Genomic DNA, 13584 nt, shown 5'->3' with positions numbered 1-13584 from the left:
CTTCTTCACGTCCAATCTCCTTCGGTTAGGGAATTGGACTCCAAACTGGCGTGCTACTCAAAATTGGGGGGACGTCGGGTAGAGCGAGATTATTGTTGAGATCGGTAATCTCTGGCGCGTTGCTTTCGGTCACCACACGCACCTGCGCGGTTTTTAGATTTGCCGCGTTGGTTAGTGGCAGGCGTACCTGGGCAGTGATTGGCTGCAGATTGCGTGGTGCGGCAAGCGCCGGAAACGCGCCCCGCGCCAGCTCCTTGCCACGCGCATCCTCCAGCACCACAAACCCAGCCGGCGCATCGGCGTGGCCGAGGCTGTGCACGGTCACTTCAATGGCATCGGCAGTCACGCGCACATCGCCATTGCCGATGCCCAGGTCCGGGCGTAGTTCGACCGGGGTGGTAGCTGCAATGCGTTCGAGTTGCAGAACGGTGGTGCGGCCTGCGGGGAAGTCGATGTCGATGGCCGCGCTTTTTTCGAAAGCGAGCTCTTGCGTTTTGGCGGTGCTGTCGAGCTTGCCGTCATTGGCTTTGCTCACGCCCTGGGTGATGCGCCACTGGCCTGGGGCGACGTTCCAGCCGGTCATGCTGGCGCGCTGCGCCTTGCTGGAGGTGTTGTAGGCGATGACGGTGAAGCGGTCTTGCCGGGGTGCGGGGATGGCGATGGCCACTTGCGTGGCAGCCTCTGGATCGGCGAAGCGCCAGCTGACGGTGTGGCCGGGGTAGGTCTGGTTGCGCTTGAGGGCCACGCCGCCTAAGCGTGCGCGTTGCAGGTTGACTGTGGGGGACTCCACGCGGTCGCTCCACCAGTGGCCTTCGGTGTTCATGTAGAAGTTCTGCAGTTTCTCGCGTGCCTCGCTGCGGTAAATGGCGGCGAGATACTCGAGATTGCCGGTCTGCTCCCAGGCCACATGGTGCGGGAAGTCCGGGGCGCTGCCGTCGTCCTTGTTTGCGGCGTCGATGAGCTTGCCGCTCCAGTCGCTGCGCTTGCCCATGATGTCGAGGAAGTTTTCGTTGAGCAGCGAGAGGCCATTGGGGCCGCTGTTGGCGACGCGGTAGTTAATCGGCTTGAGATAGCGATCTTCGCCGGTGAAGCGGTAGGCGGCCCAGAAGGTGTGCAAGGTGTCGGCGCCGCCGCTGCCTTCGAACAGTTCGCCGCCGCGGGTTTTGCCGGTTTGCCAGTTGATCTCGTTGGGCAGGGCCCAGTTGCCCTTGGCGTTGGTGTAGGCGTGGGCGAGATAGCCATCTGCCAGACCGGTGACGATGCGGCGGCTGTTGGGGTCGGCGTTATAGCCGCCCAGCAGGATGGCCGGGTGCACGATGGGGAAGGAGTAGGGTTTTTGCCATTGCCAATTGGGCTCGCGGTAGACCTTGCGGCCACCGAACCAGTTGCTGGCGAACAGCAGGTGGCCTTGCGGGTTGACCTGGATGATGGTGTCGAAGGCTTTCACCGTTTCCATCAGGCGCTCGACGGTGCGCGGGTCGCCCCAGTTGAGGTACAGCAGGGCGCTGTTGAGGTTGATGCCCTCCTCGTAGGAATGCAGCTCGTCGGTTTCGATGGTGGACAGGCCGTTGGTGAACATGCCGTTGCGGTAGTTGGCATCGGACAGCGCGAGCATGGAGGCGTTGAGCATGTCCGGGTCCACGCCCATCAGCGCGACGCCGGGCCATTGCTGCACCAGGTCCGAATCATCCGAGATGCCGCCACCGAAATCGCCGTAGGCCACCTGGCGCTGCTCGATCCACCAGCGGATGTAGCGGCGGGTGGCGCTGAGGTCCTGCAGCTGCCAGAACGCCCAGGCCGGCACGCCCTTGGGCACGGTGGGCAGTTCGACAGGCAACTCGCCCTGGTTGGCGTAGCTGATGTCGTTCCAGTACTGGCGGCCGAGGGCGTGGTCCGGGTCGACGCGCAGCAGGTCGGTGATGTCGGCGTCCAGGCGCTTGTAGAGCAGCTGGCGCTTGGAGGTGGTGTGCTCTTCCACCAGAAAGCCCCAGTTGTCCTTGACCTGATTGAAGCGGTCGGCCACGTGCTCTTTGATGGCCTCGTTGCGCGGTTTGAACACCAGTTGCAGCTGGGTGCCGTCGAGCGCGTTGGCGTTGAAGCCGGGCGCGGCGGCGGCGATGCTGAGCATCAGGCTGTCGTTGCTGAGGATGCGGTCGCGCAGGTCCAGCCACAGCGTGCGCGGCTGGCCGGGGGTGACGGCGACCGAGACGTCGATCATGTCGCGTGCGGGCCAGATGGGGTCCTTGATGCGGATGTTGAGCGGGATGCTGCCGCTGTGGGTGGCCGGCAGGGTGAGCGCCGGCAGCGTGATGGCGATGCCGTCCAGGCCGTCGTGCATGTTTTCCCAGCCGTAGGACCAGCTGCGCATCAGCGCCTGGTCCGGCGGCGGGTTGCCCAGGCTGGATGGCACCAGGATGTGCACGATGGGCTGCTGCGCGCTTGCTGCGGCCTTGTCGCTGGGGCGCTTGCGCGCCGGTGCCTTGGTGGGCAGCGCGATCACGGTCTGGCGCTCGCCCGGCGGGTAGCGTCCGGCGATGACATCGCGCAAGGGGGCGAGGTTGTCGTAGTCGGGCTGGATGTCGCTGCGCACGGTGTAGCTGAGTTGCGCGCTGCCTTTGGGCACATCGCCCGGTTGCACGTTGTAGGCCCAGATTTCCTGGATGGGGGTTTCCTGCGCGGTGTTGGCAAAGCGCAGGGTGCCGCCACGGCGCTCGGGGAACTGGTCCACGCTGCGCACCACGCCTTGTGCGCGTGCGAACAGCGGTTGCGCCTGCGCAGTGGTGGCACCAGCGGCAGCGGGCGCGGTGTAGCTGGCCTGGCCATAGGCGGCGCCGCGCAGCTCGATGCGGTTGACCGGCTCGTCCGGCAGGGTGAGGTCCAGCGCCTTGCCGCCTTCGACGTAGGTGTTCCAGTCCGGCAGCTGGAAGTAATCGTTGCGGCCGGGCAGGCGCGAGCGGTTGTAGACGCCGGGCCAGGTGGTTTCGGCAATGCCGTCGGTGGCCTTCCACATCCATTGCTTGAGATCGCGCGCGTCGGTGAATTCCACCTTGCGGATGCGGGTGACCGGTGCGGTGAGTGCGGGCGGTGCGTGGCCGTTGTCCCAGCCGTAGCGGTGCAGGAAGGCGGTGTGCTGCGTGTTGCCTGTGGGTGCCTCGGCGCTTGTGGGTTCCTGCAGGCGGGCGAGCGCGCTGGCGCCTGCGCCGTCGAGCATGCGGTCGTAGATGCGAATCTCGTCGAAGTCGCTGCCGCGCAGGAAGTTGTAGCGGCTCTGCACCTGGTGCGGCGACATCACGCGGCCGGCCAAGCCGAACTGGTCCAGCGCGGCGTCGTAATCGAGCGCGCCGCCGTTGGCGCAGGGTGCGCCGCAGTCCACGCGTGCGGCTTCCTTGCCGTCCACATACAGGCGCACGCCCTGGGTTTCGTCCCAGCCAAACGCAATGTGGGTCCAGTCGCTGGCGCTGGGGAGTTTGTCGAGCTTGAACGAGACGCGGGTGCGCGCGAGGTTGGCATCGGTGACAAAGGCATCGAAGCCGTGGCCGTTCCAGTCGATGCGCAGCCAGGCCATGTCCCAGCTGGTGTGGTCGGCGTAGCCGACGCGGAAGATCACGAACGGTGCTTCGCCCACCGGGTAGCGCGAACGCCAGAAGAAGCCGAGCGTGCCGCGCTGGGTGTAGAGGTTGCCGGGCGCATTCCACGACAGCACGCCGTCGTCGGCCCATTCGATGGCGTTGCCGCGCTTGCCGGTGGGCACCAGGGCGATCTTGTCGCGGAAGTTGGGCACGCCATCGCCGCGGGCGACATCCGCGTCCAGGCTGCGATCGGCGGACACGCGAAACAGCAGTTCCGGTGCCGCAACGGAGGCCGCGCTTGCCGGCAACGCGATCAGACACACCACACCCATCAAAAGCTTCAGCACGCTTACCTCACTTCAAAAGACGTCGCCGCGCGGGGGTGCCGCGCGGCGGGATTTCCTCACAGACCGTTGGCAGTACGCCACTTCGGGATGTCTTCCTTCAACAGCTTGTCTGGCCAGGTGCCGTGCCAGGCGTAGCCGACGCGGCGTTCGTTGGGCACTTTCATGTAGTCGGTCAATGCAACGCCGTCGCGGTTGGCATAGAGCGGGCGTTGATTCTGCAGGTCGTAGAAGCGTGCCCACAAGGACGCACCCGGTTGCGCGACCAGGATCACGTCCTTGCCGGTTTCCTGGGTGGGGTCGTCGATCTTCTTGGTGGCCAGGTCGCGCATGCGATGGGTGTCGAACCAGACAGCGGCCGCTTGCACCGCCGTCTTGATCTTGGCCGAGGGGTTGGGCTGGCGCATCAGAAAGCGCACGATGCTGACCGATTCGCTGGACGACAACGAGGCCAGCTCATACGCGCGCGCCTTGGCCGGCTTGAGGGTGACCTCATCGTATTGCGCGCCCCAGATGGTGAGCGTGCCGCCGATCTTGACCTGGGTGGCGAGCACGCATTCCAGGCCCTTGGCCACCGCCTGGGTGGACTTGGCGCCATGGCTGCTGCGTAGTTGCGCGCCGGTGTCGCCCTTGCCTTCTCCGATGTCCTGCAACAGGTTGAGCACACGCACCATGGCGTCGTCGTTGTAGGTGATCTGGTGGTGGTAGGACGACAGGTCCGGGTAGAACTGCGGCCAGCCGCCATTGGCGTATTGCGCCTTGAGCAGGTAGTCAACGCCGCGGCGGGCGGCGGCGATGTACTTGGCGTTCTTCTCGTTCTTGAAGGCAGTGGCCAGGTACGCGATTTCGTACGTGGTGGCCTTGTTGTCGATGGTGGCATCGTCTTTGCGGCCGGGCTGCTGCAGTTCGGCAATTTCTGCGGCGGTGAAGGTGCGCGTGTAATCCACCGCCACGCCCTTGTACTGCTTGGACCAGCCACCGGAGGCGGTCTGCAGCAGCAGCATGTTGTCGGCGATGGTGTCGGCCATGGCCGAGAGCGGGGCCAGCAGCAGCGCGCCGGTCAACGCGAAGGTTGAGAGCTTGATCATCAGAACGGCCTCCAGGTGCCGAGGATGGCGGTGCGGTCTTGCGCGGCGGCCTGCGCAGCGGTGAGCTGGCGCGACCATTTCACGCGGCGCGACGGGTTGGCGCCGGCACCGCTGCTCTGGTATTCGCTGTAGCGGGCGGTGGCCTCGTTGGCGGCGTTGCCCCAGTTGTTCCAGCCTTCGGGCAGGATGTGCGCGCCGAGCTGGCTGCTGATGAAGCTGACGCTGGCATAGGGGCGCCACGGGCGGCCCAGGTGCACGCGGCTCACGCCGCTGGCAGCGGTGACGCGGGCATTGCGGAACACGAAGCCGCGTGCGGCTTCCTGCGGGGTGGAGGCGGCGGTGAGATAGCCATCGCCCAGCGAATGCAGCTGCACGTTTTCGAACAAGGCGGTGCCGGCGCCGAACACGAAGTCCACGGTGCCTTCGACGTAGCAATCGAGGAAATACGACAGCTTGGCGCCACGCAAATAGAGCGTGTCTTGGTAACCGAGGAAACGCACGTTGCGGAACGCGGCGCGGTCGCCATCCACGCGCACTGCCACCGCCTGGCCAACCGGGCCGGCGTGATTGCCGAAGGCCAGTTTTTCCGCAGTGAAGTCGTTGCCGGCAATGATGACGCTGGACGAGCCGGAGGTGCCGTATTCGGTGCCGGTGGCCGGATTGATGCGCGAAGCGTAGTTGTCGTAGGTGATGACGGTTTGGGTGGCACCGGCGCCGGTGAGCTTGAGCGCCGGTGCGTTGGACGGCACCACGATCAGTTCCTGGTAGGTACCGGCGCCGATGTTGATCTGCGCGCGCTTGCCGCCCTGTACGGCGGCGTCGATGGCGGCCTGCACGGTGCGGTAGCCGGCGCTGCCCTGCTTGGCCACGGTGTAGACCGGGTCGGCGGCAAAGGCAGCATTGCTGCCCAGCGAGAGCCCGGCCAGCACGGCGGTGGCGACGAAGGTGCGTAACACGTTCCTGCGATGCGGTTGCATGCGTTGCTCCTGTCAGAACTTGTAGCGCGCGCCGACGTAGTACTGACGCCCGGTGACGGTGTACTTGTCGGGCAGTTCCAGCGTGGAATCGACGTAGCGGCGGTCGGGGGTGTCGAGCAGGTTGATGGCCTCGAAGGTCAGCGACAGCTGGTCGTTGAGCTTGTAGGACATGTTGAAATCCACGTTTTCCACGCTGTATTTGCCGGTCACGTCGGCCGTGGCCAGGCGCTTGCCGTCCAGGTCGTAGACGTCTTCCTGGGCGAGGATGTTGTTGATGTAGCCATCGCGATAACTGGTGGACACGCGCGCACTGAAGCGGCCGTCGTCGTAATAGACGGTGGCGTTGTAGGACTGCGGCGAGAGGTTGAGCAGGTCGCGCTCGGTGGCGGTGGTGGTGATGCTGGTGTTGCTGTTGCCGGCGGTACTGAACAGGTAATTGATCTTGGAATCGACCTGGGTGTAGTTGAGCTGGATGCCGAAGTTGCGCCAGAAGCCGGGCAGGAAGTCGAAGGCCTGCTGGTAGGTCAGCTCGAAGCCCTTGAGCGGGCCGCCGGGGGTGTTGAAGTAGCTCTGCACATTGAAGATGGTGTCCGGCGTAAAACCTGCCGGGAGCAGGTCCAGCGAATAGCCCATCGCTTCCCAGGTGCTGAGCACGCGGGTGCGCTGCACGTAGCTGTCGATGTCCTTGTAGAACACCGCCGCCGACAGCAGCGAGCCTTCGCGGAAATACCACTCGGCGCTGAGGTCGTAGTTGGTGGAGCGGAACGGGTCGAGCTTGGGGTTACCCAGGTTGATCGAGAAGAAGCGCCCATCGTCGAAGAACTGGGTGGGGCCGCCGCTGACGCTGGGCGACAGGTAGGCCAGCGTGGGGCGTGCCATGGTCTTGGCCGCACCGAAGCGCAGCACCACTTCATCGCTGACGTCCCACGAGAGATTCAACGAGGGCAGGATGTCGCGGTAGTTGTGGTTGACGGTGGTGGGCACCAGCAGGCGCTCGCCGGGGCTGGCGGTGGCGCTGGCCACGCCGAAGAACGCTTCGCAGTTGGGCGAGATGGCGCCGGCGGCAGTCGCCGTGCACGGTGCATAGCCGCTGGCGGCGATCTGCGTCTGCACATAGCGCACGCCCAGGTTGCCGCGCAGCGCGCGGCCCCACAGGTCCGTGTTGAAGTCCAGCTGCAGGTAGGTGCCCAGGCTCTTTTCGTTGACGGCGAAGTTGTTGTTGGACGAGCCGAAGTGGCCGACATCGGCCAGGCGGTAGTCGCCACCGGGCACGCCGGTGTCGCAGTTGCAATTGATGTTGAGCAGGTCGGCGACCTTCTGGAAATCCGGAATCACCCAGGTGGTGGGGAAGCTGCCGTTCAAGCTGCGGCCGAAGCCATCCAGGTTGGTGCTCAGGTCACCCACGCCCACGCCGGCGGGCAAGGCCTGCGCCAGGCGGCCGTAGGAGATGTTGCGCGACTCCGACGTGTCCATGTCGTAGTTCTTGTAGGCCAGCCCGGTGCGGAAGGTGAAGGTGGGGCTGATGTTGAATTCCAGGTCCACCTTGGCGGTGTCGAAGGTGTTGTCCACCGACTGCGGGTTGAGCCGCACCTCGCTGATGTTGGTGCCGCGCGCGGTGCCGTTGCTGTTGACCGGCACCGCGCCATAGCCCAGCCACTGCCAGTTGTTGGGGTTACCCGCGTCGAACGGGAAGCTCATGCTCGGGTAATCGCCGCCACCGCGGCGGTCGAGCACAAAGCCGTCCAGATTGGTGTTGTCGAAACTCACCATCGAAAACTCGGGGCGTTCGTAGTCCGAGGTCGAGTGGCCGACCAAGGCATTGAGGCGCACCTGGTCGTTGAAGCGGTGCGCCAGGTCCAGGCTGAACTGCTTGAACTCGGTGGATTCTTCGATGTTGCTGGATTCGGTGCGGAAGTCGACGTTGTCGAACACGCCATAGGTGAGGCGGTTCTGGTCGTCCACCTGCGCCTCGCGCACGGCAATCTGGGTCTTGCCGCCGAAGTTGGCGGTGCGGTGCAGGTTGGCACCGACCGAGTCTTCGCGCTGGTCCTTGTCCAGCTTGGAATACAGCATGTCGAAGTTCAGCAGGGTGTCGTCGCTGACCTTGAACTGCAGCGCGCCGGTGACGCCCAGGCGCTTGATCTCGTGATCGGTGCGGATGTAGCGCGGGTAGCGCGGAATCCAGGCGTTGGTAGCGGTTTCGTAGGCCTGGATGTTCTCCGGCGTATTGGCCGGGCGCGCGATGCCGGTGCCGCAGTTGGCGGCGCTGATGCCGTAGCTGCCCCAGCCGTTGTTGCGGTCCTGGTTGGCCTGCGAGCCGACCCCGGCAGGGGTTTCATTGGCCAGCGGGTTGCGCGGGGTCTGCGGGTTGTAGCCCACCGGCGAACAGAAGCCGTAGGTGCCGTTGTTGGTGGCGGTGCTCTGGTTGGAGTTGCGGTAGTTGCCGTGCTCCCAGCGCACCGGGTTGTAGCCTTCTTCGCGCAGGTGGCGCTCGCTGTAGGACACCGACATCAGCGCGCCGACGCGGCCATCGGCCCAGATGTTGCTGATCAGGCCGGAAAAACGCGGATCCTTTTCGCGCGAGAGATCGTTGTAGCCGTACTGCGTGGACGCGGCCGCTTCGAAGCCGTCGAAGTCGAACGGGCGCGAGCCGCGCAGGTCGACCGTGGCGCCCAATGAGCCTTCGTCCATCTGCGCCGACTGGGTCTTGCTGATGGTGACGCGGCTGAAGAGTTCGGAAGCAAAGGTGTTGAAGTCGAAACCGCGGCTGCGGTTGACGCCATCGCTGCCACTGCCGGCGGTGGCCAGGGCTTCCAGCCCGTTGATGCGCACGCGGGTGAAGTCCGAACCCAGGCCGCGCACGGAGATCTGCTTGCCCTCGCCGCCTTCGCGGTCGATGGACACGCCGGCGATGCGCTGCATCGATTCGGCCAGGTTCAGATCGGGAAACTTGCCGATGTCTTCGGCGTAGATGGCGTCCACCTGCTCCACGCTGTAGCGCTTGGCGTCCAGCGATTGCTGCAGGCTTTCGCGGTAGGTGGCCTTGACCTGCACGCGGTCCAAGTCCACCGCGTCGGTGGTTGGCGCGGGGGCGGTCTGCGCCACGGCTGCGGCTGCGTGCAGTGCCAGGACAATGGCCACCGACAGACGCGCGGTGGGCAGGCGGGCGGCCGCCAATGCGGCGGTACGACGCGAACGGACTTGCATGATGCACTCACTCCGGTGGCACTGCTGCAAAGACGCATGCAGCCTCCCCACAGGCCCGCGGCGTCGAATCGAGATGCGCCACCGGCAACACGGCAGGCCTCATGCGATGGCGTGCGCGGTGGTGCGGCAGCGGCTAGAAACAGCACGCCCACCGCGTTGCAGACGCCCACCTCGGGTGGGCGCAGACGCAAGCGCGATCAGGCGTTGGAAGAAGGCCCGCTGCGCATGTGCGCAGCGGGCGGGCGACACTTAGAACTTGTAGCGCAGGCCCAGCAGGTACTGCCGGCCGGTTTCGGCGTATTGCAGCGGCAACTGGCCGGTGCGCGGCGACGACACCCACTCGTCGGAGGCTTCGTTGGTGAGGTTGATGCCTTCCAGGCTCAGCTCCAGCTGCTTGCTGATCTTGTAGCGCAGCGAGGCGTCGAGCATGGTGGTGCCGGTCATGCCGTGCACGCCATCGACGTTGAAGCCGGCTTCCGCACCCGGTGCCTGGGTGAGGTAGTCGTCGCGGTTGGTGGCCGAGACGCGGCCGGCGAACATGTCGCCTTCGTAGAACAGCGTGGCGTTCCACGACGAGCGCGACAGGCCGAGCAGGTCGTTCTTCATCACCGGCGCGCCGCTGCTGGCCAGGTACTGGATCTGCGAATCGACCCAGGTGTAGTTGAGCTGCACGCCCAGGTTGGCCCACTTGCCCGGCAGGAAGGTGAAGGGCTGGGTGTAGTTGGCTTCCACGCCCTTCAGTTCGCCGCCCGGGGTGTTGAGCGGGATGCTGAAGGCGAAGTCGTCGTTGACGGTGGCGCCGGTGCCTTCCAGCAATTCGGCCGGCAGGCCGCTGCTGGAATACGGGCGCACTTCGCGCGCGGTCTGGATGAAGCTCTCGATGTCCTTGTAGAACACGCCGACACCGAGCATGGCACCTTCGTTGAAGTACCACTCCAGGCCGAGGTCGACGTTGGTGGCTTCGATCGGGTCCAGGTCCGGGTTGCCGCCGGCCACGGTGCGCGCACCGCCGGCCACCGCCACGGTCACGCCGGGGGTGAGGCTGCCCAGGCCGGGACGCGACATCACCTTGGCCGCGCCAAGCCGCAGCAGCAGGTCCGGGGCCAGCTCGGCCACCAGGTTGAACGAGGGCAGTGTGTTGCTGTACTTGCGGCCCACCGTGGTCAGCGCCGGTGCGTTGTTGATCAGCGCGTAGCCAGTGGATTCCTGCTCGGTCTCCACGTAGCGCACACCGAAATTACCCGACAGCGGGATGGAGCCCAGGTCGGTGGAGAACTCGCCCATCAACCACACGCCGCGGTCCTTTTCTTCCACGCTGCGGCTGTTGTTGACGCGCGGGGCCACGGCGAAGGTGCCGCTGTTGCTGTAGATGCCGAACTGGTTGGCTACCGCATCCAGGTTGGGCACCACCCACGCCGCCGGGCTGCCGTTGATGCCCTTGAGCCCGGCCTGTTCGTTGAGGTCGGCCGGCACGATGCGCGTGCCATTGGCGAAGGTGGGCACGGCCAGTTCGTTGGCGCGGCGCAGTTCGACGGTGCTGAAACTGTAGTTCTTGGCCAGCACGCCGCCCTTGAGGCGGAAGCCGGGGCTGATGTTCCAGTTGAAGTCGATCTGGCCGGTGTCGAAGTCGTTGTCCACCGACTGCGGACGCAGGCGGATTTCGGCCAGCTCCCAGCCATTGGGATTGGTCGGGTCGATGCCGTAGTTCAGCACCGGCGCGCGGCTGTTGCCACGGTAGTCGTAGCTGTACCCGTCGACGTCGTACTTGTCCATGATGATGGTGGTCTGCACCGGGTTCTCGTGCGCAGAGCGCGAGGTACCAACGCGGGCATTGACGCTGAAGGCATCGTTGAAGCGGTGCTCCACATCGAAGCTGATCTGCTTGAACTCGGTGTTCCACTCGTCGTGGCGGTTTTCCGAGCGGATGTCGACGTTGTCGAATTCGCCGTAGACCAGTGCGTTGTTGCGGATCTCGCCGTTGCGCACGACGGTGGCCGGCTTGCCGACGAGCACGGGGCGCGCATTGCCGCCGCGGCTGAAGGAAATCGCCTCGATGTAGTGCTCGTCGCGCTTGGCGTCGATCTTGGAATACAGCGCATCCAGCGACAGCGTGGTGCGATCGGTGGGCTTCCACTGCAGCGAGCCGGTGACGCCCAGACGCTGCTGGTCGTGGATCTGCTGGGTGTAGCGCGGGAAGCGCGGGTGGTAGACATCGGCCGAGCGCGCGGCGGCGAACGGCGAGGTGGCGCTGAAGCCGCCATTGCTGGGGCCATTGGCCCAGCGGCCGGTGTTGGCGCCTTCTTCCAGCACTTCGCGCTCGGTGTAGGCCACCGACAGCAAGGCGCCGAAGGTGTTGTCGGCCCAGGTGTTGGCGATCAACCCGGCCACGCGCGGGTTGGCCTTCTCGGCCATGGCGTTATAGGCCGCCTGGCTGCTGGCGGCGAAGGTGAAGCCGTTGTAGTCGAACGGACGCGCGGTGCGCAGGTCGACGGTGGCGCCCAGCGAGCCTTCTTCCACGTCGGCCGAGGCGGTCTTGCGCGCGATCAGCTGCGAGAACAGGTCCGAGGCGAACACGTTGAAGTCGAAGCCGCGGCCGCGGTTGGTGCCGCCGCTCTGGTCGCCGGCGCCCACGGTGGTGAGCGCTTCCATGCCGTTGATGCGCACGCGGGTGAACTCCGGGCCCAGGCCACGCACCGAAATGGCGCGGCCTTCGCCGGCCTCACGGGTGATCACCACGCCGGGGATGCGCTGCAGCGACTCGGCCAGGTTGAGGTCGGGGAACTTGCCGATGTCCTCGGCGACGATGGCATCGACCACGCCGGCTTCGCCACGCTTGATGTCCAGGGCCTTTTCCACGCTGGCGCGGTAGCCGGTCACCGTGACGGTGTCCAGGTCCACGGCGGGCTCGGCAGGTGGGGTGGCGGCGTCTTGCGCGGCGGCGTGGCCGCTCAGCGCCAGGCCGATCGACAATGCCAGCAAGGTAACCGGTGTCTTCCGGCTGGTGGTCCGAAATTGCATGTCCTCCCCTCCCAAGGGTCCATGAACAATGTGAAATGCGGGGGTGTGAGCGGCAATGACACCGCTGGTCAAAACGACGTTACCAGCTGAATCGTCGTTCAACATCTTGCAGCGCAGCAGAAATGCGTCCGGATTTCGCCTAAATGGGGCGCAAGCCGTCACGCCGTGTCGCATAGTGGGTCTCACCCGCCGTGTTCCGGGAGGGCTAGAATGACACCGATGGTCATCGTAACGCGCTGCGGGTTCCCCACCCCGTGACGCACCACACAGCCGAGGTATTGCCGCATGAGTCGAACCCGCATCCTGTGTTTTGGAGAGTTGTTGCTGCGCCTGGGGGCGCCTGGTCACGCGCTGCTGCTGCAGCAGCCCCGGCTGGACGTGCACTGCGGTGGTGCGGAGGCCAATGTCGGCGTCTCGCTGGCGCATTTTGGCCATGACGTGGCCTTGGTCAGCACGGTGGCGGACAACCCGCTGGGCGCGGCGGTGCTGGGCGAGCTGCGCCGCCACGACGTGGACACGCGCCACGTGCGGCGGGTGGACGGCCGCATGGGCTTGTACTTCCTGACCACCGGCGCGATCCACCGCCCCAGCGAAGTGGTCTACGACCGCGCCGATTCGGCGTTTGCGCTGGCGCCGGCCGATGCCTACGACTGGCCTGCGCTGCTGCAGGGCGTGCAGTGGCTGCACCTGTCCGGGGTGAGCCCGGCGCTGGGCGCGGACGTGGCGCAGGCCACGCTGGCGGCGGCGCGTGCCGCACGTGCGGCCGGGGTCAAGGTGTCGTTCGACGGCAATTACCGGCCCAAGCTGTGGCAGCGCTGGCAGGGCGATGCGCGCGGCATCCTGCACCAGCTCTTCGCATGTGCGGATGTGGTGTTTGCCGACTACCGCGACATCGGCGTGGTGCTGGGCGGCGAGTTCCCGCAGGACACCCTGGAGGCGCGCGTGGAAGCGGCCGCGCAACAGGCATTTGCCGCATTCCCACAGCTGCAGTTGATGGCCTGCACCCAGCGCGTGGCGCACAACGTGGACCACCACAGCCTGGGCGCGATGCTGGTGCCGCGCGAAGGCGCGGTGGCGCGTGCGCCCAGCGAGGAACTGACCCCCATCATCGACCGCATCGGCGGTGGCGACGCGTTTGCGGCCGGCGTGCTGCACGGTTTGATCGAAGGCTGGCCGCTGGAGGACACGGTGCGCTTCGGCTTGGCCGCCGGTTGTTTGAAGCATTCGATCCCCGGCGATTTCAATCCGTTGTCGGTGGCCGATGTGCAGGCGTGCGTGGGGGATGCGCGGTTTGATGTGCGGCGCTGATGCGCCGGGAATCGGGAATCGGGAATCGGAAAGCGGCGCGTGCTGCGCGTGTTTCTCCCTTCTCCCCCTCGGG

At 65.8% G+C, this 13584-nt stretch carries 6 protein-coding genes; 1 reads left to right on the top strand and 5 read right to left on the bottom strand.

Features of this window, described 5'->3' with window-relative positions; genetic code table 11:
- Positions 1–25: 25 nt before the first annotated feature.
- The 5 genes from ABQZ09_RS19590 to ABQZ09_RS19570 all read right to left on the bottom strand — a co-directional run bounded on the left by ABQZ09_RS19590 (position 26) and on the right by ABQZ09_RS19570 (position 12203).
- Positions 26–3901, bottom strand: coding sequence for a LamG-like jellyroll fold domain-containing protein (locus tag ABQZ09_RS19590; protein WP_349777696.1), 3876 nt, complete (start codon positions 3899–3901; stop codon positions 26–28).
- A gap of 71 nt (positions 3902–3972) precedes the next feature.
- The gene (gene pelA, locus ABQZ09_RS19585) at positions 3973–5001 is read right to left on the bottom strand and encodes a pectate lyase (RefSeq protein ID WP_228313215.1); all 1029 of its coding nucleotides are present in this window, start codon (positions 4999–5001) and stop codon (positions 3973–3975) included.
- On the bottom strand, positions 5001–5978 hold the full coding sequence (locus ABQZ09_RS19580; RefSeq protein ID WP_349777691.1) for a pectinesterase family protein: 978 nt from the start codon (positions 5976–5978) through the stop codon (positions 5001–5003). The genes pelA and ABQZ09_RS19580 overlap by 1 nt, the downstream gene beginning before the upstream one ends.
- A gap of 12 nt (positions 5979–5990) precedes the next feature.
- Entirely contained in the window at positions 5991–9185 is a 3195-nt protein-coding gene (locus tag ABQZ09_RS19575) for a TonB-dependent receptor (RefSeq protein WP_349777690.1), read from the bottom strand.
- 249 nt (positions 9186–9434) lie between these two features.
- Positions 9435–12203: a TonB-dependent receptor gene (locus ABQZ09_RS19570; RefSeq protein WP_228313212.1), complete on the bottom strand. Its 2769-nt coding sequence runs from the start codon at positions 12201–12203 to the stop codon at positions 9435–9437.
- Between the two features lie 285 nt (positions 12204–12488).
- Here ABQZ09_RS19570 and ABQZ09_RS19565 point away from each other — a divergent pair, with 285 nt between their 5' ends.
- Positions 12489–13511 (top strand): PfkB family carbohydrate kinase, encoded by a 1023-nt coding sequence (locus tag ABQZ09_RS19565; RefSeq protein ID WP_184553697.1) that lies wholly within the window; start codon positions 12489–12491, stop codon positions 13509–13511.
- Positions 13512–13584 lie beyond the last annotated feature (73 nt).

The organism is Xanthomonas sp. WHRI 6106 (assembly GCF_040202405.1).
GTDB lineage: Bacteria > Pseudomonadota > Gammaproteobacteria > Xanthomonadales > Xanthomonadaceae > Xanthomonas > Xanthomonas cannabis.
Note: the sequence above shows the minus strand (reverse complement) of the source record. Positions and strands in the feature narration are given on the sequence as shown.